This window comes from Pirellulaceae bacterium, from assembly GCA_019636385.1.
Taxonomy (GTDB): domain Bacteria; phylum Planctomycetota; class Planctomycetia; order Pirellulales; family Pirellulaceae; genus Aureliella.
Map to the genome: position 1 here is coordinate 682376 of JAHBXT010000002.1, position 25664 is coordinate 708039.

Consider the following 25664-nt stretch of genomic DNA (forward strand, 5'->3'; position numbering starts at 1 on the left):
CAACAGCATATAACCTAATCCGACACAATTGGTCTTGCCATTGGACAACTTTCGATTCGACCTAAATCGTAAAGTAACCAGAAAATCTCAATGAAAAATCAGCCAACTTCAAGATCAAATCGACGACAGTGGCTCTGGCACACAGCAGTGCTGGGCGGTGGTTGCTTCGTTGCGGAGTCGCTGCCAGCCAAAGACTCCAATTCTTCATTGGAGAAACTCCACATTGCCTGCATCGGTGCCGGGGGCAAGGGCGAGACCAACATTTTAGGTGTCATGCGTGAGCAGGTGGTCGCTGTGTGTGATGTCGATCAGTCGCGGGGTCAAAAGGGATTCAAACTGGTCCCTCGGGCAAAGCGATATGTGGACTATCGTGAAATGTTAGATGATCTGAAGGACATCGACTGTGTTGTTGTCAGCACGCCGGATCATTCTCATGGGCCAGCTGCCATTCGGTCACTTCGTATGGGATACCACGTCTACTGCGAAAAGCCGCTCGCGCATTCGATCTATGAGGCGCGGCTGATGAAGCAGATCGCAGAGGAGAAGAATCTAGTCACTCAAATGGGAAACCAGGGTCATGCCAGTCCAGTACTTCGCGAGGCGGTAGAGATCATCCGGTCTGGGGCTATCGGTAAAGTCACTGAGTTTCATGCTTGGACGAACAGACCGTCATGGCCGCAGGGATTGAGCAAGCCAACCGAGCAGCCGCCAATTCCTGCCGACTTGAATTGGGACCTTTGGCTAGGACGTGCCGCTTACAGAGACTATCATCCGGCTTACTGCCCCTTTAATTGGCGAGGCTGGTGGGACTTCGGCACTGGTGCCTTGGGAGATATGGCCTGCCACATCGTCGATATGGGCTTCTGGGCATTGGATTTGAAATATCCAGACCTAGTCGTCGCCGATGCGACCGGTCAATCTCCAGATTCACCTCCCAGGTCGAGCACCGTTCAGTTTCAGTTTCCCGCCAGAGGCGACCAGCCACCGGTTAAATTTACTTGGTACGACGGCGGTCGGAAGCCAGATCCCAAACTAGTAGGGCAGAGCCAATTAGCATCAGGTGGATCAATCTTGGTCGGAGACCAGGGCAGTATGTATTTGCCCGGCGATTATGGTAACAAATATCAATTGTTTCCTGCCGATAAATTTGCTGACTACAAACCACCTGCGCCATCATTGCCTCGGGTTACGACCGCGTCCAACGACATCCTAGTAGCGGCGAGTCATTACCGAGAATGGCTGGATGGCTGCAAAGGCGGAGCCCAGCCTCAATCCAACTTCACCTATGCGGCACTATTGACCGAAGTTGTCCTGCTAGGCAATCTGGCGATTCGCGCCGGCAAGCCGATCAAATGGGATCCGGTCAAAATGCGAGCCATCGGAGTCCCCGAAGCTGATGCCTGGATTCAGCCCGACTTTCGTTCAGGCTGGCAAGTTTGATCGTCAATTGTCAAGCGGCTACAACATCTCGTGAACCTTAGCGAAATCCGTAATCGCGAATTCGTCCGCCGCACCCTACGCAAACCCTCGCTTCGGCACTTCCTCCTCAGCTCATGAATTGACCATAGGCCAAGAACGGCTTCTGTGCCCACCATCACAACGCCGTATCGTCGTTTCCAGATGTCTAGCAGGCATTCGTCCCAGCGATCACCTCGACAACTGCTGTCCCCCAGGCCCGGTACCACCTCATCCCGATAGGGCAGCACGACAAAAAACTGTAGAGGCAGGTTGCGCCAGTGCGGAACATTGGAGAAGAATTTGGGGGAAATCAGCCGCCATCACCAATTCGCAATAGCCGTCAAGAATTGGCAGAAGTACCTAATAGACAGTCATTTACGACTGATCCTGATGGCCCAAGAGGGAACCTGCATAGTAGTAACCAATGGGCGGTGCTGGACTCGAACCAGTGACCTCAACGATGTCAACGTCCGAGCGATCGATCAAAAATGCCGTAAATCATTGGGTAAATTGCGATACAAGAGAACGCTTGCACCAATGCTTGCACCAAATCGCTGAATTGGTCGAACGGAATAGGCTCCAAACGCTGGCCGAAGTGCTGGCGGATTCGCTCGAACCTGACGCATTGGGAAGACTTGCCAACGCTCTGACCCGATGTGCGGAAAGGGACTGAATGGAAGTGGGTTCAGTGGGTTACAAGTCACACTCTTGTTGTTTGGTAGGTCTTTCACGGAATGTGATGCAGTCCCAGGCGTGCGACACAGGCGAACTCGGACGGCGAGTGACCCAAACCAACCCACCAAACCCACTTAACCAACCTGCTAGGAATGCAAGCGACAGCGGGGCAATCGAAATAGGTGTTACACAATGAGTTGGGAAACAAGAGCAGACGGGAATCGGTACTATACCCGTAGTCGTCGTGTCGGAGGGCGGATTCAGCGGGAATATGTCGGCGGCGGGACAGTCGGAGAGCTAGTGGCAACGCTCGACGAAATTGACCGTGAATCGCGATTGCGTGAGGCTGAAGCAATTCGCGAATCGCGACGACAAGCCGAACGAATGGACGAAGCACTGGCCGAATTTGAAGAACTGGCCGACTACATCGGTCGTGGGTTATTGATCGTGGCAGGGTATCACCAACACAACCGAAGCGAATGGAGAAAACGGCATGAGCAAGATTGAAACACAAGCCATTGTCAACGCCGAAGTTGACCTGGTGGAAACTGTGAAAAAGGCCAATTCTGGCGACAAACAATCGTTGGCAATTTTGAGGCGTGAACTTGTCGGCGAACATGCGAACGCGATCATCGACTTTGTCGGTAATCTCGCTAACAGTCTGGAGCAATCGACATTAAATGCCATGCTTGGCGACGGGCAACAAGGGACTCGGTTGGTGCTCTTGAGGAGGCTGGAACAAATGCGAACTGAACTTGGTTGGAATGAGTCGCCGAAACTCGAGCGCATTTTGATTGAGCGTGTCTGCCAAACTTGGCTCTATCTCCACTGGTTGGAAATGGTGGACGCCCAGTCCATGAACCGATCGATCGATCGTGTAAAGTATGAATCCGAAAGGGTTGAACGGGCCGAATGCCGACATTTGCGTGCGGTCAAGATGCTGGCGACAGTTCGTAAGATGGCCTTACCATTGCGGATCGACTTGAAAGCCGAATTGACCGTAGCGGAGTCGAAATCACCCGCAATTGGCCCGCGAAGCCAATTGGATTTAGTGAACTCAACCAACCAGGACATGGCTTAGGCCCGCAGCATAGTAAGTAAGAAATTGGTCCAAATGCGGCGGGCGGCCTTGGTACTCGAATTTACCAAATCCACTGCATTCAATTGAAGCGGTAGAAATCAACCAAAAGCCCCCCGCAGCTCAATGGGTTGCTGCAAAGGCAAGTTCTCAGAACAATAATGTGCTCAAAAAGCGGCAATAACAGTAGCGGGTATTTGCTGGTCACCTCCGTGAGATCAATAGTCGACTGGCCTCTGAGAAAGCAGACTTAGCTGGCCCGTACAGACTCCTGTTTGCACTAAGGGCTACCGCAATAAAGGAAGTCCAAGTTCCTTCAAGAATTTATTGTGCTCCGCCGTTGCCTTCTGGATCGACTCTTCGATTTTGACTAGTTCACGATGCGTTGCGGCCAGGTTGATCTCTTCCTCGCCCACCGCCGTGCTGATGTAGCGGGAGATGTTCAGGTTGAAGTCGTTCTTCTCGATCTCTGCCATGTCCACGCGGCGGGAGTAACGGGTCTCCTCCTTCCGGTGCTGGTAGGTGTCGATGATCTTCTGGATGTGCTCCTTGCTGAGCTGGTTCTGGCGCTTGCCTTTGACGAAGTGTTCGGCGGCGTTGATGAAGAGCACGTCGTCGGGCTTCTTGCATTTCTTGAGGACGAGGATGCAGACGGGGATGCCGGTGGAGTAGAAGAGGTTGGCAGGCAGGCCGATGACGGTGTCGATGTGGCCATCCTTGAGCAATTTGGTGCGGATGCGTTCCTCGGCCCCGCCACGGAACAGCACCCCATGCGGCAGGATGATCGCCATCACGCCTTCGTCTTTCAGGTAGTGAAAGCCGTGCAGCAGGAAGGCGAAGTCGGCGGCGGACTTGGGGGCGAGGCCGTGGCTTTTGAAACGGACATCGTCGGCCAGCGCGTCGGTGGGTTCCCAGCGGTAGCTGAACGGTGGATTGGCCACGATGGCGTCGAAGCTCGGCTTTTTGGCCGGGTTCTGCTCCCGCATCATGTCCCACTCGTTGAGCAGGGTGTCGCCGTGGAAGATCTCGAACTCCGTGTCCTTCACCCCGTGCAGCAGCATGTTCATGCGGGCGAGGTTGTAGGTGGTGATGTTCTTCTCCTGGCCGAATATTTTGCCGATGGTGCCGCCTGCCTGGGCCAACCTCTTGCGCACATTGAGCAGCAGGGAGCCGGAGCCGCACGCGAAGTCCATCACGCTCTCCAGCCGCTTCCTGGTCCCGGTCTTCGGTTCCTGACTGTCGAGCGTGACAATGCCGGATAGGATGCTGGATATCTGCTGCGGGGTGTAGAACTCGCCCGCCTTCTTGCCTGAACCGGCGGCAAACTGGCCGATCAGGTATTCATAGGCATCGCCCAGCGCGTCGATGTCCGTGGAAAACTCTGCCAGCCCTTCGGCGATCTTCTGGATGATGGTGCAGAGCTTGGCGTTCCGATCGGGGTAGGTCTTGCCCAGCTTGGGGGAATTCAGGTCGATCTCGGAGAACAGGCCCTGGAAAGTGCTCTCGAAGGATTCCGTCTCGATGTATTTGAAGCCCGCTTGCAGCGTGTTCAGCAGCTCCGCGTTCTGGGTGCGGGCCAGGTTGGCGATGCTGTTCCAGAGGTGGGCGGGCTGGATGACGTAATGCACCTTGCGCCGCATCTGCTTCTCGAACTCCGGGATGTCGTCCACGTTGTTCGCATACCACAGCGACAGCGGCACCTTGGGGGCGTCGCCACGGGTGTCGGGGTAATCCCGCCCCAGCTCCTTCTTCGCCGCCGTCTCGTAGTTGTCGGAGAGGTAGCGCAGGAATAGGAAGGACAGCATATAGTCGCGGAAGTCGTCCGCATCCATCGCCCCGCGCAGTTGGTCGGCGATGCTCCAGAGGGTGTTGCCCAGTTGTTTTTGGTTGGTGTCGGTCATGATGCTGGAGGCTTTGCGGTTTTTGGTCGGGCCTTTTTCGGGGCCTTTGCTGGTGTAGCCGCAGGCGGCGCTATTGGCGTTGGAGTCGTTGGGAAAAGAGCGGGATTGAAGGGATAGCGATTGATGAAGTCGTGAAGAACTTTGCGGAAGTAGTTCTTGTTCTCTTCCAGCATCTCCTGCGGCTCATATAGAGAGTATCCGCCGTGGCTGAGGATGTTGATGAGGCGCTGGTGAAGCAGCCCGTCTTCGTCGTCCGCATCCTTTTTGATACAGGCGGAAAAGTGGCGATAACCGTGGAAGCTGGCGGTCTTCTCAAGAATCGAACGCAGCATATTGAAGTGGTGCGTGAAGAGCTTTCCGCTTTGGTCGGCTTCGTAGAGTTCAGCCAGTGCAGCGACGTGGTGAAAGAACGGCGTCTCGCCTGTTTCTCGAATGACATAGCTACCCGGCTGCTTATCGCGGCTCAGGAAATACTGGGATGCCTTCTTGTTTCTGCTTTCCTCTCTGAACTCGTTGTAGAGGACATTGAAAAACAGTGTGTGGTGGGTTGAGATAACCGTCTTCAGATGGCTGCCCTGCGTCTTGAGCAAGTATGCAAGATGGTTCGCGACCGTGATTGCATTATGTTCATCGAGAGAAGAGATCGGGTCGTCGATGTAAATGTATTTAACCCAGTTGTAGGCTTCGATGCCGTCCATTGCGAGTTGCACCACCGCCAGGAAAAAGCACCAAATGAAAATGTTCTCTTCACCGCGTGAAACTTTGATGTGTGTTTCAATCTTGGTCCGCTCCTCAGTCTGAGGCTCCGCATCCTCGACATAATTGGGATTGGGGACCTTGCGGGAGAAAACGACCTCCCATTTGTCTGTATCAATTCGGAAATCGAAGTCTGTGTAACGACTGAGAAAGGGACGAATGCGAGTATCCATCTCGATTTCCCAGAGCGAAGTAATGAAGCGAGACTCGGGATTGATCTTTAACTTCCTCTCACGGTCTTCCTTGAGGTCGTTGTCCCACGAAAAGAGGTCCTCGGTGAAAGCATTGAAATAGAGGGTATCGGGCTCATCGCTGACTTTGACCAAGTTCTTGAAGATGGTCGAGAGGCGAGTCTTTCCAGTCCCATTGTAAGCGTAAAGCAGGATGAACTTCTTCGAGGCGAGTTCCTTCCGCAGATGAGCTGCCAAATCCGGCAAATCGGCAAACGGTGGAATGCTCATCCTTCACCCTCCTCTGCTGATGGGAAAAGCTGCTGCATGAGCCCTTTCTTGTGGGCATTGAGAGCTTCCAGCTTATCGCTTTCAGCTTTGATCAGGTCATCAATGGAGGAAAGACAGTTCGAGATTTTGCTCTGCTCGGCATCAGAGGGGACAAGCACACGCTGCGCCTTTAAGATGCTTCCGGTAATGAGTGGCTGACCTGAACCAAAGATCAGCTTGTTGATGTTTATGTTTCCGAGGTAATGGAAGATGTAGTCGATTCTTGCCGCTGGCTTGAGTTTGATGACGAGGGTGTTATCAGTCACGCCAAACTGACCGCTGGCCTTCGTCAAATAGCCAGCATTCGCACCGACACGGGCAACGAGGATGTGGGGAGTGTCGTAACTGGCTTTGGCAGTTTTGCCGATGACGCCTGTTGAGCCATAGAGGTCAAATGCTCCATCAGAATCCCGCGCGTCTTTGCCAGACGAGACGTTGAAACATAGATCTCCGAGAGTTGCATCATTCCATTCGCCTTTGAATTCGGGGAAGCGGAGGCGGGGTTGGGTTTCGCCTTCGCGGGGGAAAAGCTGCTGCATCAGCCCTTTTTTGTGGGTCTTGAGCGCGTCCACTTTCCGCGCTTGCGCGGCCATCAGCTCGTCCACCGAACTCAGGCACGAGGCGATTTTTTGCTGCTCGGCGAGGGATGGAAACGGGATCGGTATCTTGCTCATGACGCCATTCATGAGCTTTGGATTTCCAACGTAAGAGACGTACTTTTTGGCGACAGCGTTGATCAACGCGGCGATGCAAGCATTCGCAAAGCCAGTTGAGTTGAGAAGCACTCCACAAACATTGGTGCAATAAAACTTCCCCGGTCGGAAATTCACGTCACCCGCGTTCGCACCGTCCGTGGTCCAAGTAATTGCGTTATCAAAAAGGAAGTCTGAGTAGTATCCGCTTAAACCATTGTTTTTGGTCTGAGATGAGTAAACGGGATACGGGTTCGCCTCAGTTTTTACATCCTGCACCAAAGTCATTGAAAGGACATTGCCTCGCGTGACCTGAAACACGTCGCCTACTTCGTTCCGCTCCCATTCCTCTGCGTTACGAAACTCCGGAAACCGCAACTTCGGCACCAGCGCGGGTTTGCTGTCTTCGTGTTTTGTTGCGCACAAAGGCGCAGAGGCACTAAGTTTTTTTGGCGAACGGGATTTCTTCATTCCTTTCCTCCTCTGTGCCTTCGTATCTTTGTGAGAGCTTCTCCCACGTCCCGTTTCTCGTTCGCAACTTCAAGCTGTTGAAGGTCTGAATATTCACTCGACTCGACTTCGTCGTCTGAATCCCACATCTCGCGGTAGGCGTAGACGTAGCTGGCGGTGGCTTGTGGATCGATTGGCCAATAGTACCGACACAGAGTTTTGAAAAGCACCAGTCCATTTGGGATGCAGGCATGGTCCAGAAGCTGATCGAGCGTGTGTTCAATCAACTGTTTATCCCGGCTGCCATTGCGAACCATTTCCCGCACCGTAGGCGCGTGGATCGCGACGGCTTGCTGATGAAGCGTCTGAAGCGGGTCAATGATCGCCGAGAGGTCGTGGAGTAAGTCCTGGTAGGCATCGGCCTCGATTGAAGCCGCCTCTTGTGGCAGTCGTTGGTCGTTCACTATTTCAGCCGCTTGATTTTGGTGTCGGACAGCAAAGTTCGCATCTGGGTGATGGCGATTTCATTGAGCTTCCGCAGGCGTTCTTCCTGGGACAATCCCTGACGGATGAGCACGGAGTTGAGGCTTTCCAAGTTGGTCAGGACAACGAGCTGCTCCAACGGAGCGTGGTCGCGAACGTTGCCTTCGGCGTCCGGATGGGCGTCGCGCCATTGTTTGGCGGTCTGGCCAAAGAGAGCGACGTTCAACAAGTCGGCTTCGTTGGCATAAACGAAACTGGCCTGAGCCTTGGTGATCGTGGGCGGAATCAGCGTTTCCTTGATCGCATCGGTGTGGATGCGGTAGTTGATCTTGGCAAGCGTCCGCTGAAGGTTCCATTCGAGCTTGAGGCGGTCGTTTTCCTCTTCTTTCAGTCGCTGGAATTCCTTGATGAGGTAAAGCTTGAATTCGACCGAGACCCAGGACGCGAATTCGAAGGCGATATCCTTGTGGGCGTAGGTGCCACCGTAGCGGCCAGTGCTGGAAACGATGCCAATGGCTCCCGTTTTCTCGATCCAGTGCTTTGGCGTGAGAACGAAACTGTTCAGTCCGGTCTGAATTCTAATTCCGTCGAATTCGACGGAATTAAAATCCGGGTTGTGGAGTTTTTCCCAGATGCCGAGGAACTCGACGGTGTTGCGGTTACGCAGCCAGTTGCGAACGAGATCGTCACTGCGCTCCGGGTTCTTGAACCGGGCGATGTCGGTGAGGCTGATGAAGTCCTGCCGATTCTGCGAAATAATCGCGACGGAGGCTCCTTGAACTTCAACGGTGATTCGTTTGGCTTTACTCATGGGATTGGCTGGTTGGTTGAGGTGGTTCCAATTCCATCGAATTCGAGGGAATTAGAGCTGCCAAAAGTCTTAATGGTCGCGACTTCGAGAACTTTAATTGTGGCGAATTCGCCATAATTAAGGCCGGGCTCTTACTGCTCATACGCGCTCAGTCCTGAAATGTCGCGGCCAGCGGCGCGTTTGGTAAGCAGGGGATACAGATCGGCCATGAGGGCGAGTTCGGCTTGCGTGCGGGCTTTCCAGCCGAGGTCGAGCGGGGCCATGAGGTCGCTGAGCTGCTCGCCATCGAAGATCATGCGGTCGAGGATGGCATCCACGAAGCCTTGCAGGGCGGCGGTGGCAAGGCCGTGCTTCGCGGCGATGGCGGCCAGTTCCTTGGCGTTCTTCTCCGCCTTGAAGCGGGTGTAGCCGTCGCGGATGGCGGTTTCGCTCAGCCCCTCGCCCGCCTTGAGCGTGCCGATGTATTCGGCGATCTCGTCCCGCTCGTTCATGAACTTGGCATCGGCACTGATCAAGCCGATAAGCTGCTCGCGGGTCATCTTCGACTTGCCCGGCCCCTTGGCGGAGAACTTGGCGATCAGGCCCATGATGTAGTCGTAATCAATGACGGCGGAGGCGAAGAGGATGAACTCGAATTCAAGCTGATCGGCGGGATTGGCTGTGTCGGTATTTTTCTGTCGCGGGTCTCGCAGCTTCTTGGCGGTTTCGAGATACTGCCCGCGAAAACCACGATGACTGTCCTCCGGTAGAACCTTCTCGATAGCCGCTTTGTTTTCCTCGGTGAGGTCGGTGTATTGATCGAGCTGGGTCTTGAGCCGCTGGACTTCCTTGAACTGCTCGCAGAAAACGACCTTGGCAGCGTTGCCTTTCAAATTGGCCACATCCGAAGGCGTACACTCAAGCCCCTGCGACTTCATGAAGTTGTCGAGCTTCTGCACGGCGGCTTCCAGCTTCTGGATGACGACAGGGGCCTTTTCCACAAGCCAGATCTCGCGGGCTTGGTCACCGGCCTTTTCCCCGGAGAAGAGTGCTATGGCGGCATCGACTGCCTCCTGCTGTTGGCGGAAGTCGAGGATGTTGCCGTAAGGCTTGGTGCCGTTGAGCACGCGGTTGGTGCGGGAGAAGGCCTGGATCAGGCCGTGGTGCCGCAGGTTCTTGTCCACATAGAGCGTGTTGAGGAATTTGGAATCGAAGCCGGTGAGCAGCATATCGACGACGATGGTGATGTCGATCTTGTGATGGGGAATCTTGGGATTGGCTTTGCGCAAATCCTCGTCCGGCCATTGCTGGTCTTTGATCCGCTTCTGCACATCCTGGTAGTAGAGATCGAACTCGGAGATGCGGTGATTGGTGCCGTACTTGTCGTTGTAGTCGGTGAGGATCGCCTTGAGTGCGGCTTTCTTGCCTTCGGGGTCTACTTCGTTGTCGGCCTGTTCCTGGGGCAAGTCTTCTTGAATCTGCTTGACATCGGGATTGCCTTCGGCGGGCGGGGAGAAGACGCAGGCGATGTTGAGCGGCTTGAAGTCAGGATCGGCAGCCTGCTTCTCGGCCTGCAGTGCCTTGAATAGTCCGTGATATTCGATGGCGTCGTTAATGGACGCGGTGGCCAGAATCGCATTGAAACGGCGTCCGCCCGTGGCGGCATCGTGCTTGGACAAGATGGCTTCGATGACGGCTCGCTTCGCCAGAGGCTCGCCGGGCTTGGGGAGCGTCTTGCCTTCTTCCCGATTGGGCTTGAAGTAATCGACGTGGAAGCGCAGGACGTTCCCATCCTCGATGGCGTGGGTAATGGTGTAGGCGTGGAGCTGCTTCTGGAAGAGGTCCTCCGTGGTGCGCATGGAGGCGGTGGTGTCCTCGATCTTCTGCAAACTGGCATTCGCCTCGAAGATGGGCGTGCCGGTGAAGCCGAAGAGCTGGGCCTTGGGGAAGAACTCTTTGATGGCCTTGTGGTTCTCCCCGAACTGCGAGCGGTGGCATTCGTCGAAGATGAAGACGATGCGTTGGTCGCTCAGCGGGGCCAGCATCTCCTTGTAGGTGGGCTGGTCGTTCTTCTTCCGCTGCTTGTTGCGCTTGCTGGTTTCATCCAGCGCGAGGCCGAGCTTCTGGATGGTGGTGACGATGACCTTGTCCGCGTAGTCCTCGGACAACAGACGACGCACGAGGGCGGCGGTGTTGGTGTTTTCCTCCACGCAGCCTTCCTGGAAGCGGTTGAACTCCTCGCGAGTCTGGCGGTCGAGGTCCTTGCGGTCCACGACGAAGACGCATTTGTGGATGCCGTCGTTTAGCTTGAGCAGCGTGGAAGCCTTGAAGGAGGTGAGCGTCTTGCCACTGCCGGTGGTGTGCCAGATGTAGCCGTTGCCGTTGTCTTCCTCGATGCACTTCACGATGTGCTGCACCGCATTGACCTGATAGGGCCGCATGATCATGAGCTTCTGCTCGCTCTCGATCAGCACCATGTAGCGGCTGATGGTCTTGCCGAGGGCACACTTTTGCAGGAAGCGGTCGGCGAAGTCGTCGAGGTGCGTGATCTTCTTGTTGGCCTCGTCCGCAAACTCATAGACCGGGAGGAAACGCTCATCCGCATTGAAGGCGAAGTGGCGGGCGTTATTGTTGGCAAAGTAGTGGGTGCGGTCGCGATTGCTGACGATGAAGAGCTGCATGAAGCAAAGCAGCGTCTTGCTGTAGCCGTTGCCGGGGTCGTTCTTGTATTCGACGATCTGCTCCATGGCCCGGCGGGGATTGACGCCGAGGGTCTTCAGTTCGATCTGCACTACCGGCACGCCATTGATCAGGAGAAGGACATCGTAACGGTGGTGGCTGTTGTCGGTGTTGATGCGGAGCTGGTTGACAACCTCAAACGTGTTTTTGCACCAGTCTTTGATATTCACCAGCGTGTAGTTCAGTGGGGTGCCGTCATCGCGGGTGAAGCTGTTGATGCTGCGCAGGATCTTGGAGGCGGCGAAGACATCCGGGGTGACGATTTCATCCAGAAGGCGGGCAAACTCGGCATCGGACAGATGGACGCGGTTCAGTGCTTCGAACTTCTGGCGGAAATTCTGCTCTAGGGTTGCTCGGTCGCGGATGTCTGGGCGAACGGTGTATTTGAGGCTTTCGAGTCTCTTTTGGAAATCGGATTCAATATCGTGCTCCCTAACCATGGCCGGAGGTGCATCGGTTCGTTTAGTGTAGGGAACGTTTTTGGACATAAGAAAAACGCGAGAAAGTAGAATAAGGATCGAGACCAGGTTCCATGGAGCAGAATTTTTCTACAGACGCTTGGTAGCTGTAACGGTGGGTTCGATTCGGCCAAGAAATTTTTTCAGGTCGCTTCGCTTGAATAGCCGGTAACCCTTAGCAGGATTCCGATGCATTGGAATGTCCCTGCAAGCAGACCATTTGTGAAGCGTGTTCCGAGCGACACGGACGTACTCGGCAGCCGTTGCTGTGTGTAGGTATTCAGTTAGTTTCGGCATTTGGGCTGTGGTCTCACGCTCGCAAAACGATCTGAGAAAGGCCAGACAGTCTATCAAAACCTGCAAGAAATGTGGAGAGGCTAAAAGCCGTTAACCGGGCCTGGCGCGGTGGACTTGGTAAGTTTAGCCGCCATAATCTATGAAAGGGGAGCGGAGTAATTACCCGCGAACGCCTTAGCCGATCGGTCCCGAACAAGAGCGGTGCCGGTCGGCTAGGCGACCTTCTGTCATCACTCTTGTTTCTGGAAAGCTTTCAATGCCAGTGACGATAACTGACGGGTTGCGCGTGTGCGTGAACGTACTTCGCGATTTGTTCGAAGCAACGGATCGGTTCGAGCACTTTCGGCTAATCGCCCCCAATTCGATCGATATTCTAACTGTTCATCTGGTCAAGTTGCGGAAGATGGCATCTGTTTGCTTCGATCCTTTCAACAGGATGAACGTCATCGCCGATTTGCCAAGTGTGGAAATGGATGGACGTACTTCACTGAGCGTCCACGAAGCAACCTATGAGATGCTCGAAAAGGCGCATTCAAGGCTTACTATCAGGTTTGCAGGATTGTGTCAGCTGGATTCCGCAGAGCGTCAACGCTTGATTGGCAAAGCGATTCAGCAAGTCTTGGAATCCCTTAAAACCCTGCCTCAATTCGCTTGGTCTGAACTGGATGCAGAATTGCGCAAGGAAGAGATTCGGGTTCAAGAGTTTATTTCCAAGTCGTTTGAACGAGGGAGCGGTTCGAACAACAGAGAAAAATCAGTCGCGCATCCCTTGCAAATACTCTCGGCTGGTAACGCGGCGATTGCTGACGCTCAGAAGGCGGTATCGGATACGCTGGCGATTGCCAATCAAGCTTTGAGTAATGGGGAACATAGCAAGGGCGACTGTCGCGTCGAATCAAAGTTTCCGAGGCCGAACGACTCGCTAACGGATGATGCGATTGAGTATCTGAAAAAGTCGTTTCACAAGCTGCCCCATGCAGGAACGGCAAAAGTAAACCATGTCATTGCGGCTGCTGTGAGGGATGGTATCCAACGAAATACGGTGGAATGGGCGCTAGTTCGGATGCAGGAATATGGCTGGATTAAGCTTTCGATTCCTGTTTGGGGTGGAGTCATTGGAAATCGCCAAAGCGAACCAATGTATCGACCGCCGGTGCAAGAACGAAAGCCGACTCGATGGTATTTCGGGACCCACGAATACAACCTTCGATTAACAGAGTATTTCTACAATCCGTCCTACTGCCGAACGTGTTCAAAGCTGATCGGCGATTACGATCGTGACGAGTGCCATGAGTGCCGATCACCAAAAGGGAAGTTGGCTGAATTGGAAGTTGCGATTAAGTGCCAACACCTGTACGGGAATGAGAACGATAGCCCTGAACGGATTCGCGAGTGGCTGACGATTCGGGCGTACCTGCGGGATAGGTTTGGATCTGATCGAACCAACATGCAGCTATGGGAATGGATGACGGATCACTTGCGGGTGCTTGGCTGGGATCAAGAGCGATGGTTGCGAATGAAGTACGGCGAGTTTATCGAACTGCTGAAATCGGGACTGCTGAATGAGCGATCGCCTGAGATCAAAGGCGGCTCAGCGGTGCAATCGTCGGCAAAGGTTCCGTTGTATGACGATGATGTTCATATCGGCATGGTTGATCTGTCGGGACTAACGAAGCTATGCACTTCGCTACTTCGACAAGACAAGCGCCAAGGGACTTTGTATCGCGATGAAGCTGGACGGTTCATCTATCACGTTTGGGACTATGACGACAGGACGATCGGACGAACATGCCGACTAATGCGTCCTGTTGACGCTTGTGAAGTCGCGTTGAAGGCCGATCAATTCTTTGTAGCAAGCGATGAACTGATTGCTGAACTGGCGGGTTTGAAGCGTCGTGGCGAACGAACGACCGAAAGTGATGGATGCTTTGCTATTGAAAGTCCTACTGCTGAAACAGCAAAGGAACCTATTGAGGCATTGGACGCTCTTTCGGATAAGAAGCGTATCGATGCGTTGATAAAAAGCTTCAAAGAAGAAACAGAGGGATTCAGCGATAATCAATGGAGCGATAAAGTTGACCGTCGCACCAAAGCGAAGGCGAAAGAAGGGCGAGGTAGAAAGACGAGATCGTTCTATTTCGAGGGGGTCGGCGGAATCTACTATGGAGATGAACGCACCTACGTTATTCGAGGCGATGACAGGCGGGGTTACTATTCATTGGCTGCGACACACTCCGAAAGAATCGGAAAAAAGTTTGCAATGGAGTTTTCTTTGAATCGACGGTAAGGGAACGTCCTACATCGTCACACATTGCGTCACACTTCCAAATGTGACAATTCTCGGCATTGCTTTGCCACCCAATAACTACACACGTCACGCATGATTTGCAGTGGACGGTTTGTGTCTCTGTTATGGGATGAAAGTTATGACTAACAAAGTAGTTAATACGGTGACCAATGGGCATGGGCGGACCATGTTGTCAATCACGGACTTAGCGAAGCGATGGGGTTGCTCTGAACGTCATGTAAGACGCATGGCTGATGCGGGTCGATGTCCTCGACCTATCAAATTTGGTTCGCTGCTCAAATTTCCCGTTGCTGTTATCGAGCAATGGGAAGCTGACGGCTGCCCCAATGTTCGCAACGTAGCGAAAGGGGGCAAGCCATGAGCGTTTCGATTCGCGAAGTCAAAATCGCCGCACGAGGTCAGTGGATTGGCCTTTTGCAAGACGCCGGTTTGCCTGCTGATTGCCTTGAAAAGCGCCCGCAACCATGTCCAAAGTGTGGTGGAACGGATCGCTACGGCGTAGCAAAAGACGTCGCCGAAACAGGTGCTGTGTTCTGCCGCCATTGTTTCAACAAAACTTCGAAGATTAGGCCGGGCGATGGTGTTGCTACCGTTGCTTGGTTGATGAACATAACCAACGGTGAAGCGGCAAAATGGATCGCTGGTCGGCTCGGCATGAATGGAGAACCAACGACTACCCCCGTGGACATTATCACGGCAACGTGTCGCGATAAGCGAATGCCAGTTGAGGCATTCAAATTGTTCGGCGTGAAGGAAGTCCAGCGGGGTAGGAATCGATTGGTCGTCTGTCGTGTTGAACTTTACAACGAAGCGGGTGTCGTTCATTCGCACTTTGATTTATGGCCGGGCGACAAAGGCCGTGTGAAACCAGGCAAAGGGAATAGCGGTTTGTTTTTTCCTGGTCGATTACCTGCGGCTGGTGAAAAGTGGTTGGCCGTCGAAGGCGTGAAGGATGCTGCCGCGTTAGTTGGACTCGGCTACAACGCTTTCGGCTATTGCGGTAACAAGTTGGCGACGAAATACGCTCGATTGTTTGAGGGCGTGGACGCGATTGTCATGCCTGACTTGGATACTGCCGGAATGCTCGGGGCCAATCAAACTGCGGGAGTTCTGGCGAGCATAGCTTCTTCGGTCTCAATCGCGCGAATGCCGGGCGTGGTGAAGGATAAACACGGCGATGACGTTCGCGACGTTCTGCAAAAGCCTGACGGCGAAAAAAGTGTTCGGGCAACGATCGAGGCGGCAACACCGTGGAAGCCTAGCTCCGATGCGTGCGGTAACGACACGAGGCCAAAAGTCAAGATCACCATGAAGGAGGCCGCTGTCACGGATGAAGTGGTCCAGCATCTCGGTAAACTAGGTTGGGATTCACCGTGGATCAATGCTAGGTATTCAGAATCGGTGCGATTGTTTGTTCGCGGTGGCGTGCTGGTGCACGCAATTGAGAGTGACGACGTTGATACAGAGGGACGATTGTCTGTTCGTGATTTGCCGCCATGCTTAGTTCGTGAGCGGATCACGCAAGCATGTTCTCTTATCACGGAAATAGAATCCGAAGAGGAAGTCGACATTAAGCCAACACGTCCACCGGGCTGGTTGGTCGATGCGGTTTATCGACGTGGAAGCTATGGCGGCGCGATACGTCCACTGTCGGGCATCATTGAGTCACCCACGATTCGCGTAGATGGCTCGATTGTTCAGATGCCGGGGTACGATCGACAAACAGGATTGATCTTTCGTTCGTCAACATTGTTTCCGCCGGTGCCTGAGTCACCAACAAGGGACGATGCGGCGAGAGCGTTAGCAGAATTACTGGACGTACTAGTCGATTTCCCGATGCAGGATGATGCAGACGGTGCGGCATGGGCATCGATGGTATTGTCCATGATTGGCCGATCTTGCATTGATGGCTACGTCCCACTATTCGCAGTCACCGCCAACATTCGCGGCGCTGGAAAGTCGTTGCTAGTCGATGCGGCAACGCTGATCGCTTACGGTCGGCGTGCGGCTCGAAAAGCATTTACCCGCGATGATGACGAAATGCGAAAGTCGATCACAGCGGTTGCTATTGGGGCCGTCCCAAGCGTGTTGTTTGATAATCTAGACGTTCAATTGGGCGGAGCTGCCCTGGATGCTGCAATCACGTCCTCAACTTGGTCTGACAGAATCCTAGGACAATCACGGATGACGGGCGATTTGCCAATGCGGACAATTTGGTCGGCAACGGGTAACAACATGGCTTTCGGCTCGGACGTGGGCCGTCGCGTCCTACCCATTCGCCTGCAGTCACCACTCGAAGCGCCGGAAACCCGATCTGGTTTCGTACATCCTGATCTCTTAGCGTGGGTCGAGTCACAACGACCAAGGCTTGCGGTTGCCGCGCTAACGATCCTAAGAGCATACTTCGTCGCGGGCTGCCCCTCTCAACCCAAGGGTGAGTGGGGGTCTTTTGAATTCTGGTCGGCGACTATTCGCGGGGCGATCGTTTGGGCTGGTGGTGCTGATCCATTGCCGACGCGGGCTACGGCTCTCGCTGGTGATGATACGGCTGCTCTGCTCGGCAAGCTGATTACGGGCATCGAACAGGCTGATCCATCAGGCATGGGGCTGACAACGAAAGAGATTCAGCGAAAAACTTTTGGCAGCCAGGGCAACTTCGACGAAAACGAGGCTCTGGCCGAAGCGGTGTTTGAGATTTGTGGCGAAAGGTTTGAGGCTCGGCAATTCGGTCGACGGGTTCGCGGGTTCAGGAAGCGAGTCTGGGAGGGTCGCTATATCGATGACGAATCGGCGGGAGGTGGCGTGAAGCGGTGGCGGGTCCGAAGAGTCGAAAGTGGGTTAGGTGGGTTCAGTAGGTCAAAGTCGGCCCGATTGAATCCCGATGCCGGTAAGTCGCAAGCTGAATCTGTGCGACACAACGCACAACCAAGCCAAGAACGACCGGAAATTATCCATCCTGACCAACCTAACCCACTCGAAAACGATGCGGGCAAGAATGGTGATAGTGGGTTAAGTGGGTTGAATGGGTCAATCTCCACTCAATCAGACCTTGATTTTGGTTCGTCGCATGGCTGCGGATCGGTGGTGGAACTATGACGGCTGCCGAAACGATCGCCGAACTATCTAAGATGGGCATTTCCGTAGACTGTCCAACACCGGGGCGGATTCGATTGACTGCCAAAGTGGGTGACGTGCCAGCGGACGCGGTCGCGTTAGCGCGGGATCGCAAACCAGAACTGATCGACCTGCTATCCCAAAGCTGCCAACCCCACACTAAGCCTGAGAACTACATCGAAGGGCGTGCACCTAACCGACCTGGTTGGATTCGAACGACGTGTCGCGTTTGCGGTCGGTTCATTGGCTATCGCCCATCAACATAACACAAGGTATTGACGATAAAATCAACAAGGGAGTAGAATGCTACTATGGCGAAAGTGACCTTAACACCGACTGCAATCAGCCAGTTGGAAGAACTCGGCAATCCGATTCATGCTCGGGTAATCAGGTTGTTGGTTCGCTTGCAAAATTGGCCGGACGTGAGCGGTGCTAAGCCGCTGTCGGGCGGATTGGCGGGCCGATACCGGCTACGAACGGGAGACTACCGATTGCAATTCAATCTGAGCGGTGACGAAGTTGTTGTCGAGAAGGTTGGACATCGGGACAAATTCTACGAGGACTGAAACACACATGGCGACACAGCAAACAATCACGATTGAGGGCAAGGCTTATGTCCTGCTACCACGGGATGAGTATGAAAGATTGACCATACTTGCCAAAGCGGCTGTTCTTCCTGCGTTGCCAGAAGCCGACGCGAAAGGAAACTATCCGGCGGTCGAGTATGCGACGGCAAGTTTGGCGAGGAAAATTATTCGTGATCGCGCGGCAGCTGGCCTGACTCAACGCAAGCTGGCTGAGTTGGCTGGTATTAGTTTCGAGAATCTGTGCCGAATCGAAACAGGCAAGCAAGTTCCCAGTGTGCCGACAATCGAAAAGATTGATCGAGCGATCAAAGACGTAATGAAGAAAGCTGGGAAATCAGCGAAGCCAACGAAGCTGAAAGCGAAGGGGGCGGCTCCGAAGTCAACGCGATAATACCGATTCACAAACGGAAAAGATAAGAGTCATGGCTACACTTTTCAAGAAGCAATTCACTAAACCAATACCCGTTGACGCGAAGATTGTTTCGCGAACAGTAAGCGGCGAATCGAAACAGTTTGCTCAGTGGGTCGACCGTAAAGGGAAACGACGATCGGCTGAACTGACTGCTGGCGGCGAGCGGATCAAATCGGAAGCGGCAACATGGACCGCTAAGTATCGCGATGGTGAAGGCGTTGTCTGTGAAGTGGCAACGGGATGCCGCGATAAACAAGCGGCTCAATCTGTGCTTGATGAATTGTTGCGACGTGCGGAACTGGTCAAAGCAAAGGTGTTGTCCCCCGATCAAGACCGTATCGCCGATCATGCTGGAACGCCACTTTCTGAACACATCGATGCATTCTTGGATTATCAACGCCGCAAAGGAACACATACCGACCGCGTCAAGCATTACGAAACGAAACTTTACGAAACTGCCAACGCTTGCAAGTTTCGGACGCTTTGTGATTTGTCAGTCGATCGGCTCGAAAGGTGGTTGTCGGAAGAGCGGAGCGGCGATCGTGATTTAGGGGCTGCTGTTTACAACGGCTATCGAGAATCATGGTTAGCGTTTGGGAATTGGTGTATCGGTAAGCGCGTTACTGGCAAACAAACACACTTCAACGGCGAAAAGAGACTGCTTGCCAATCCGTTTGACGGTATGGCGCGACTGAATGAAAAGGCCGACCGACGACGACGGGCAAGAGCATTGACAGAGGATGAACTATCTCGGTTGCTGGGTGCTGCGCGCCGTCGCCCGCTTGAACATGCGATGACAGTTTACCGTGGCGCTAACAAGGGTAAGTTGCTTGCTAAGGTTCCTGAGGAGCGTCGGCAAGAACTCGAGCGCTTAGGAGCTGAACGCGCACTGATCTACAAGACGGCTGTTTTGACCGGTCTTCGATTGAACGAACTACGAACGCTAACGTGTCGCGATTTGTCGTTCGGCGATGTTCCGTTCATCAAGCTGGAACATGGCAACGAAAAGAACCGGCAAGGATCGACATTGGCTATCCGATCGGACTTGGCTGCCGAACTGCGGGAATGGATCGCTGGCCGGGAACGTGGCGACCGGGTGTTCGATGTCCCGGCGGGATTGCTGCGAATTATGAATCGAGATTTGAAAGCGGCTGGCATCCCCAAGAAGGACGCTGACGGTTACGTAGTTCATGTCCATGCGTTGCGACACAGTTTCGGGACTCACCTGTCCAAAGCTGGGATTGCCCCGCGTGTGGCGCAAGCTGCCATGCGTCACAGCAACATTGGCTTGACGATGGGCACTTACACCGATGCACGGCTGCTCGACACATCCGAAGCGATCGAAGCATTACCCATATTCCGCAATCAACCCGCTCAGTCAGCGACCTCGAAAGCTTGCACCAATGAGGAGGTTACTGCGAATGCACCGACTACTTGTGCGACTGATGAAACGCTGGAAAACGACGCAACGACTACTCCTCGAAAGCTTGCACCAACGCTTGCACCAACTATGGGCCAGAGTGGTCAAAATCAGTCCATTTCAGTCAATTTGATGACGGATGAACTGGGCGATCAAGACACGAAAAAACCCAGTAAAACACTGAGAAATACTGGGTTTCTGGTAGTGGGCGGTGCTGGACTCGAACCAGTGACCTCAACGATGTCAACGTTGCGCTCTAACCAACTGAGCTAACCGCCCGCAGGAAACGGTTGGAAGACTCCACCCGTTTCCTGCTTTGCTTGTGAAAGTTTGTCGATTTGAGCCCAGCTCGTCAAGGCATGTTTGCAGTTTCGTGTACAATGCCCTTCAACGTAGAAAAGTCGCTCAACGGTGGAGGCTGCCGAAACAACTCCGACCGTTGGTCGAATCTTTGCTAGTTTCAGTTCACACGTTAATCAAAATCGAGTCGAGTCTTCCAATGAACGCCAATCGTCGTCATTTCGTCATTGCAGCTAGCGCGGTAGGGGCTGCGACATGGATCGGGTCCAGTCCCCTTCATTGCCGTGCAGCCGAAGCCAGTTTGCCCGACCTGGATTACGCCAAAAATGCCCTCGAGCCCTACATCGACACACAGACGATGGAGATTCACCATGGCAAGCACCATCAAGCGTATATCAATAACCTGAATAAAGCTCTGGCCGACCATCCACAGTTACAGCAAAAGCCGCTGGATAAGTTGTTGACCGATTTGGACAGTCTGCCCGATTCGATTCGCAATGCGGTTCGCAATAATGGAGGCGGGCATGTGAATCACTCGCTGTTCTGGAAGATGATGGCTCCTGATGGCGGTAAGCAGGATCGAGGTGCCATCGGCAAGGCAATCGACTCGACGTTTGGCGACTTTGAGAAGTTCCAACAGGCGTTCGCGGCAGCAGCCATGGGACAATTCGGTAGCGGCTGGGCTTGGCTGGTAGCTTCCGGGGGCAAACTGGAAGTCATGAGCACCCCCAATCAAGATACGCCGATCTCCAAAGGGAAGGTACCACTGCTGGGCATCGACGTGTGGGAGCATGCCTACTATTTGAAATATCAGAATCTACGAGCTAACTACATCGCCGCTTGGTGGAACGTTGTGAATTGGAGATTCGTCAACGAACTATTCGCCGGCGCGAATAAATAGGTTCGGCAGTTTTTGCGCCAAGGACGACAACGATGCCCCTGGATCGCAGGCGTTTTATCGGTGCAGTATCGGCAACGTCGGCCGGCAGCATTGCGGTTCGACACTCGCCGTTCCTGAAGGCTGCGGTGCTGGGAGACAGTTCAACGCACGATTGGCCAGATGCACTGCCGGAAGACGATCTGGTTTCCTACCTCGCCCGCGTCAGCAGAGTTTGGGACGATCGTCTATACAAGCATCTGCTGGGTGCGGCCAATCCGTTCAAGGAGGGCGATAGCATCGTCGGTGTGGCCGCCAAGAATGACCGGCATCGAGAATTGGCTCGCCAAGTACTAGCCAATACCGCGCTTCACATAGTCGACGCCCATCCGCCACTTGAGGATGATCTCTTTCGCGCTCTGCGCGGGAGTTTAGACGCGGCTGCCCATCAGCGGACTGCCGACTGGACCTTTGATCAGTTGAAGCTCTTCCTGCTGGAGCAGGATGAGCGGGAGATACAGGCGGTAACAACTGGGCTTTCCAGCGATGTGATCGGCTGTGTGGTCAAGCTGCTCAGTGACGCTGAATTAATCGCTGTTGGAGGGAAACTATTCAATCCATTGCCGGGCAGCCAGATTGGCGCTCGCGGCTATTTGAGTGCCCGTATTCAACCCAATTCGCCAACCGATCACCCGGATGACATTCGCTGGCAAGTGTTCAACGCCTGGGCATTTGCGGTAGGTGATCTGCTGCTGGGAACCAATCCGGTATCCAGTGAAGCAGAATCTGTTGCCCAAGTCGAGCGCTGCTTGCAGGATATATTACGAACCTTTGGTTTGGCCGATGTTTTGCCGCACTGTGTGCTTGCGCACATTGATGTGCAGGCTCAAGTCGAGCATGACCATCCGGGCACTACCGCGCTGTGGTTTCAAAGTATTGCCGGTAGCGATTCAGCCAATGCAACCTTCGATATCTCCTTGGAGAAGATGCTCCGCTATGCCTCGATAAAAGCTGGTCCATTTGGACTATATTTCGAGACGGGGCAAGGTGCCGATTTTACAAATGGTCATGGCCATGGTTATGACATGGTATTGCACGAGTCACGCAAGTATGGCCTGGCGCGCCTGTTGAGCCAGCAGTTTGCCAAAGCCAATGGCCTCCAGCGGCGACCGTGGGTTCACGTCAATGATGTCGCCGGATTCATTGGTCCCGAGGTTTTCCGCACGCGAGAGCAGTTAGTGCGATGCTGCCTCGAAGATATTGTCATGGGTAAACTGCACGGATTGTGCATTGGACTGGACGTGTGCTCGACGCTGCACATGGACATCAGCCTAGATGATCTGGATTGGTGCCAGCAGCAGCTTGTCCCGGCCTGCCCGGCATACTTGATGGCGCTGCCTACGAAGATTGATCCGATGCTAGGCTATTTGACTACGGCCTACCAGGACCACGTTCGGCTGCGAGAGAAATTCGGTTGTCGCGTCGACGATCGCATGTGGGGTTTTTTCAAGCGTTTGAAGGTCATTGATGACCAAGGGCGGCCCACCGAGCATTTCGGCGATCCACTGTGGGTTTACAGGCAGTATTGTCGGCACCGCAACGATCAGCGCAGTGACCACGAGATTCAGGCCGACGGTCGCCAGCAAATGCGCCAGATTCGCGAGCGTGGAGTGTTTTTAGCCGTCGGTCATGGCCAGCAGCCCAGCGATTTGCAGCCTCAGTTAGCTCATGAAATCAATCGCATTTACGACGATTCCAAGCGCAGCCTGCGAGCTGAATTTGATGCCGAATTTCGTGCACACTATCACGACGCCGTGTGGTTGGAAACCCATTCCGAAGATCGCGAAGATTTCATCCTGCACCCTGCCACAGGTGAACAGCTGAGCGCCTTGTCGCTGGCTAAACTTGGTGAGCTGCGCGAACATCAAGCTGGTCAGTACAATGTGCAAATTGTCGTTTCCGACGGATTAAATGCGCTGGCGCTGAATGACCGCCAGCAGTTAGAGCCGTTCCTGGAAAGTTTGCAGCACCAGTTGAACAGTGCTGGCTACCAAGTCAGTCCGCAACTAATTGTAGTGGAGCGCGGACGAGTCCGCGCGGGGTATCAAATTGGCCACGAGTTGCTAGGTGGACTTGGGGGGCGTCGAGCCATTCTGCATGTCATTGGCGAGCGTCCAGGCACCGGCCATCGAACATTCTCAGTCTATTTTAGCTGCCCAGAGGGCAGCGTATGGGCCTCGTCAGGGCTGGTCGATCACGATCGAACGCGCGTTGTCGCTGGCATTGCAAATACCGCCCTGCACCCGCAACGAGCCGCCGAGGATGTGCTGCGAATCCTAGGTCAAATGTGGAATCAGCCCTAGCAGCGCTGTAGCCTCGTTTGCCAGAACGTGGAGGCTTGCGTAAGCATGGCGATTGTCTGCAATTAAAGCTTAGAGGCGATGGGAAACGGATGTTCTTCTCGTGTACCGCTCGTCGCAAGGGTGAATTGCGCTAGCTGTTGGGGTTGAGTACTCAATCAAAGTCGGCCTGGAACGATCAATTCAGACCGCTTCGGGGGTTTCAGAGTAGTCAAAGCACGGCTAGCAGACGGTTGCGTCCCAACGGGAAGCCGTCTTCTATGTCTTGAGGACAAACCGTCCCAGATCGAACACTTCCATATACTCGAATGCCTCATTCAAATGTCTGCCATTGGAGTCCAAGCCAGCGAATCCCACATCCGACTACGCGCTGATGACTGGCTGAAGTCATCAGTGCCATTAGACATATATCGAACTTCCGGACAGACACTTGGATTGTGCGACCAGACATTTGCCGAGGAAAGACTGTGGCAGACTTTTTTGGGGGCCGCAGTCGAGCGCGTGCTGAGCGAGTCTATTGAAGCGCCGCCTGACGTCTCGCCAGCAAAGCACCAACGCGAGCGCGACCAACTGAAGCAACGCCACAAGACTCAGGGGTGACTATGAAGTCGTGACTGGCCATCGAGGATAGAGCTACATTTTGGTGGAAAACTTGGGCAAAGCATTTGGTCCTGCCAATCTTGTCAAAGCATGCAGGCTGCCAGGTGCTTCAATGAAATCAACAGACTTGCAAAGCTCCTCAACAACGGACTTGCACTTCTATCAACTCTATCCGCCAAGTACTTGCGATAAATTGCTATGTTCCCCGGGGATCATTTATTAGTACTGCGAAACAACCTCTCCACCAGCCCGAGTCCCCAGCGCTCGCCACGTTGCCTGCGAAATGTTGTTAGTGACGAATCGTACCGCTCCATCAATCATCAGCACATTCACGCCGCCAAAATGAAAACTTCGTGCCGTAACGACTCGGTAACCATGCCGAGGAGCTGTCGGACTGACGCGGGCCGAGGTAAAGTCCACGTCATACGTAATTCCAGCTATTGTGTAAGGAACCTTCGTATTGGGTGGAAAGGTGGTTGTCAGGCCGCTCTGCAAGGTGCGTCCCGTTACCCATTGCGTATGACCGTAGTTAGGGTCAAATGTTCCGCCGAAGGCAACCACCTCCGCAGGTGACTCTGGCGGTGGAGTAAACGGACTGCCCGGACTTCCGCCATCTAGCAGGGCTGGCGTAAACGACTTGACATCGGCAGCACAGACTGTGTTGCTTAAACCATCGATGATGGCTGCAAAGCTGTGAGTCATGTTATAACCGAACGCTCCGTCCCCGCCTTGACCCGTTTGTGTATCCAGCCCCAGCCAAGTTCCGATACCAAATCCGTAGTTGGTAGGGTAGAACTCGACGCCACCGTCCATTCGAGTGCCTTCCATCGGATCGCTAGCACAGCGATAAGAAGGTATTTTCGTCTTGCAGATGTCCGGTTGGGCAGCGTAGCCGATAACGAAATCCACCCTAGAGTGCAGATTACCTTGCTCTATGTGTGGCAGTATGCGCGCATGCACAGAATAGCCGCTAAAAGTACCTCCCGGAGTGTAGGTTGCTTGGGGAGGCAGGCCGTTGTGAGCATCATGGAAAAGATGGACTGCAAGCCCGACTTGACGCAAATTGTTGGAACATTGAGTACGTCGACCAGCCTCGCGAGCAGCCTGCACCGCTGGCAGCAGCAATCCGACGAGGATACCAATGATGGTAATGACCACCAATAGCTCGACTACAGTGAATGCCTTGCGACGATGCAAAGTCATAGCTAGTTGATCCCTACCGACGAAACGTCTGCCGTAACCGGGCACGAACGTAAGACTTGGATTTCAGTTGCCGCGTTTTTGAGTGCTCCAGTTGACGGCTTGGGTACGCCCGTCATGGGCATGAGTCTGTGGGGTTAAAATCCCCTGTACGAGATAGGAATCTCCAGGAGTTCAGTATACCAAATGACCGCTTCGAAAGAAGAAGT

18 protein-coding genes, 1 tRNA gene and 1 pseudogene are annotated in these 25664 nt (G+C 53.9%); 12 read left to right on the forward strand and 8 right to left on the reverse strand.

Annotation, left to right across the window (positions count from 1 at the left end; all coding sequences use genetic code 11):
- Positions 1–90 precede the first annotated feature (90 nt).
- From KF752_08240 to KF752_08250, 3 genes are all read left to right on the forward strand, one after another.
- Positions 91–1440, forward strand: a complete 1350-nt coding sequence (locus tag KF752_08240) for a Gfo/Idh/MocA family oxidoreductase (protein ID MBX3421530.1) — start codon at positions 91–93, stop codon at positions 1438–1440.
- Between the two features lie 885 nt (positions 1441–2325).
- Entirely contained in the window at positions 2326–2640 is a 315-nt protein-coding gene (locus KF752_08245; GenBank protein ID MBX3421531.1) for a hypothetical protein, read from the forward strand.
- Complete coding sequence (locus KF752_08250; protein MBX3421532.1) at positions 2627–3214, forward strand: hypothetical protein; 588 nt, start codon at positions 2627–2629, stop codon at positions 3212–3214. Before KF752_08245 ends, KF752_08250 begins: the two co-directional genes overlap by 14 nt.
- Before the next feature lie 284 nt (positions 3215–3498).
- On the opposite strand, the gene KF752_08255 is transcribed toward KF752_08250, so the two are convergent.
- The 6 genes from KF752_08255 to KF752_08280 form a co-directional block, all read right to left on the reverse strand.
- Positions 3499–5112, reverse strand: a complete 1614-nt coding sequence (locus KF752_08255; protein ID MBX3421533.1) for a type I restriction-modification system subunit M — start codon at positions 5110–5112, stop codon at positions 3499–3501.
- Entirely contained in the window at positions 5109–6329 is a 1221-nt protein-coding gene (locus KF752_08260; GenBank protein MBX3421534.1) for an AAA family ATPase, read from the reverse strand. The genes KF752_08255 and KF752_08260 overlap by 4 nt, the downstream gene beginning before the upstream one ends.
- Positions 6326–7531: a restriction endonuclease subunit S gene (locus KF752_08265; protein MBX3421535.1), complete on the reverse strand. Its 1206-nt coding sequence runs from the start codon at positions 7529–7531 to the stop codon at positions 6326–6328. Before KF752_08265 ends, KF752_08260 begins: the two co-directional genes overlap by 4 nt.
- Entirely contained in the window at positions 7528–7974 is a 447-nt protein-coding gene (locus KF752_08270; GenBank protein ID MBX3421536.1) for a hypothetical protein, read from the reverse strand. Before KF752_08270 ends, KF752_08265 begins: the two co-directional genes overlap by 4 nt.
- Positions 7974–8804, reverse strand: a complete 831-nt coding sequence (locus KF752_08275) for a KilA-N domain-containing protein (GenBank protein MBX3421537.1) — start codon at positions 8802–8804, stop codon at positions 7974–7976. The genes KF752_08270 and KF752_08275 overlap by 1 nt, the downstream gene beginning before the upstream one ends.
- A 131-nt stretch (positions 8805–8935) precedes the next feature.
- The gene (locus KF752_08280; GenBank protein ID MBX3421538.1) at positions 8936–12010 is read right to left on the reverse strand and encodes a type I restriction endonuclease subunit R; all 3075 of its coding nucleotides are present in this window, start codon (positions 12008–12010) and stop codon (positions 8936–8938) included.
- A gap of 523 nt (positions 12011–12533) precedes the next feature.
- Between KF752_08280 and KF752_08285 the strand changes: the two genes are divergently transcribed.
- The 6 genes and pseudogenes from KF752_08285 to KF752_08310 all read left to right on the forward strand — a co-directional run bounded on the left by KF752_08285 (position 12534) and on the right by KF752_08310 (position 20364).
- Positions 12534–14564 carry a hypothetical protein gene (locus KF752_08285; protein ID MBX3421539.1) on the forward strand — a complete coding sequence of 677 codons (2031 nt, stop codon included), beginning with the start codon at positions 12534–12536 and terminating at the stop codon, positions 14562–14564.
- 378 nt (positions 14565–14942) lie between these two features.
- Entirely contained in the window at positions 14943–17681 is a 2739-nt protein-coding gene (locus tag KF752_08290; GenBank protein MBX3421540.1) for a hypothetical protein, read from the forward strand.
- Positions 17678–17965, forward strand: a complete 288-nt coding sequence (locus KF752_08295) for a hypothetical protein (GenBank protein ID MBX3421541.1) — start codon at positions 17678–17680, stop codon at positions 17963–17965. The genes KF752_08290 and KF752_08295 overlap by 4 nt, the downstream gene beginning before the upstream one ends.
- Positions 17966–18010: 45 nt before the next feature.
- Positions 18011–18265 carry a type II toxin-antitoxin system RelE/ParE family toxin gene (locus KF752_08300; GenBank protein ID MBX3421542.1) on the forward strand — a complete coding sequence of 85 codons (255 nt, stop codon included), beginning with the start codon at positions 18011–18013 and terminating at the stop codon, positions 18263–18265.
- A 7-nt stretch (positions 18266–18272) separates the two neighbouring features.
- A complete protein-coding gene (locus KF752_08305) occupies positions 18273–18677 on the forward strand; it encodes a helix-turn-helix transcriptional regulator (protein ID MBX3421543.1) in 405 nt (134 codons plus the stop codon).
- Between the two features lie 31 nt (positions 18678–18708).
- Positions 18709–20364 (forward strand): annotated as a pseudogene (locus tag KF752_08310) (site-specific integrase).
- On the opposite strand, the gene KF752_08315 reads toward KF752_08310, so the two are convergent.
- A tRNA-Val gene (locus KF752_08315) sits at positions 20324–20397 on the reverse strand. The pseudogene KF752_08310 and the gene KF752_08315 overlap by 41 nt on opposite strands.
- Positions 20398–20617: 220 nt before the next feature.
- Here KF752_08315 and KF752_08320 point away from each other — a divergent pair.
- The 3 genes from KF752_08320 (at position 20618) to KF752_08330 (ending at position 24255) form a co-directional block, all read left to right on the forward strand.
- Positions 20618–21319, forward strand: coding sequence for a superoxide dismutase (locus KF752_08320; protein MBX3421544.1), 702 nt, complete (start codon positions 20618–20620; stop codon positions 21317–21319).
- A gap of 32 nt (positions 21320–21351) precedes the next feature.
- On the forward strand, positions 21352–23658 hold the full coding sequence (eutB, locus tag KF752_08325; GenBank protein ID MBX3421545.1) for an ethanolamine ammonia-lyase subunit EutB: 2307 nt from the start codon (positions 21352–21354) through the stop codon (positions 23656–23658).
- A 390-nt stretch (positions 23659–24048) separates the two neighbouring features.
- Entirely contained in the window at positions 24049–24255 is a 207-nt protein-coding gene (locus KF752_08330; GenBank protein MBX3421546.1) for a hypothetical protein, read from the forward strand.
- Between the two features lie 219 nt (positions 24256–24474).
- Here the strand turns inward: KF752_08330 and KF752_08335 are convergent, their stop codons facing one another.
- Positions 24475–25458 (reverse strand): DUF1559 domain-containing protein, encoded by a 984-nt coding sequence (locus KF752_08335; protein MBX3421547.1) that lies wholly within the window; start codon positions 25456–25458, stop codon positions 24475–24477.
- Positions 25459–25664: the final 206 nt, after the last annotated feature.

What these genes read in the sequence shown, in the direction of transcription:
- KF752_08320 (MBX3421544.1), top strand. Translation starts at nt 20,618, where the DNA reads ATGAACGCCAATCGTCGTCATTTCGTCATTGCAGCTAGCGCGGTAGGG.
- KF752_08285 (MBX3421539.1), top strand. Translation starts at nt 12,534, where the DNA reads ATGCCAGTGACGATAACTGACGGGTTGCGCGTGTGCGTGAACGTACTT.
- KF752_08280 (MBX3421538.1), bottom strand. Translation starts at nt 12,010, where the DNA reads ATGTCCAAAAACGTTCCCTACACTAAACGAACCGATGCACCTCCGGCC.
- KF752_08300 (MBX3421542.1), top strand. Translation starts at nt 18,011, where the DNA reads ATGGCGAAAGTGACCTTAACACCGACTGCAATCAGCCAGTTGGAAGAA.
- KF752_08250 (MBX3421532.1), top strand. Translation starts at nt 2,627, where the DNA reads ATGAGCAAGATTGAAACACAAGCCATTGTCAACGCCGAAGTTGACCTG.
- KF752_08260 (MBX3421534.1), bottom strand. Translation starts at nt 6,329, where the DNA reads ATGAGCATTCCACCGTTTGCCGATTTGCCGGATTTGGCAGCTCATCTG.
- KF752_08240 (MBX3421530.1), top strand. Translation starts at nt 91, where the DNA reads ATGAAAAATCAGCCAACTTCAAGATCAAATCGACGACAGTGGCTCTGG.
- KF752_08335 (MBX3421547.1), bottom strand. Translation starts at nt 25,458, where the DNA reads ATGACTTTGCATCGTCGCAAGGCATTCACTGTAGTCGAGCTATTGGTG.
- KF752_08265 (MBX3421535.1), bottom strand. Translation starts at nt 7,531, where the DNA reads ATGAAGAAATCCCGTTCGCCAAAAAAACTTAGTGCCTCTGCGCCTTTG.
- eutB (MBX3421545.1), top strand. Translation starts at nt 21,352, where the DNA reads ATGCCCCTGGATCGCAGGCGTTTTATCGGTGCAGTATCGGCAACGTCG.
- KF752_08295 (MBX3421541.1), top strand. Translation starts at nt 17,678, where the DNA reads ATGACGGCTGCCGAAACGATCGCCGAACTATCTAAGATGGGCATTTCC.
- KF752_08275 (MBX3421537.1), bottom strand. Translation starts at nt 8,804, where the DNA reads ATGAGTAAAGCCAAACGAATCACCGTTGAAGTTCAAGGAGCCTCCGTC.
- KF752_08245 (MBX3421531.1), top strand. Translation starts at nt 2,326, where the DNA reads ATGAGTTGGGAAACAAGAGCAGACGGGAATCGGTACTATACCCGTAGT.
- KF752_08290 (MBX3421540.1), top strand. Translation starts at nt 14,943, where the DNA reads ATGAGCGTTTCGATTCGCGAAGTCAAAATCGCCGCACGAGGTCAGTGG.
- KF752_08305 (MBX3421543.1), top strand. Translation starts at nt 18,273, where the DNA reads ATGGCGACACAGCAAACAATCACGATTGAGGGCAAGGCTTATGTCCTG.
- KF752_08255 (MBX3421533.1), bottom strand. Translation starts at nt 5,112, where the DNA reads ATGACCGACACCAACCAAAAACAACTGGGCAACACCCTCTGGAGCATC.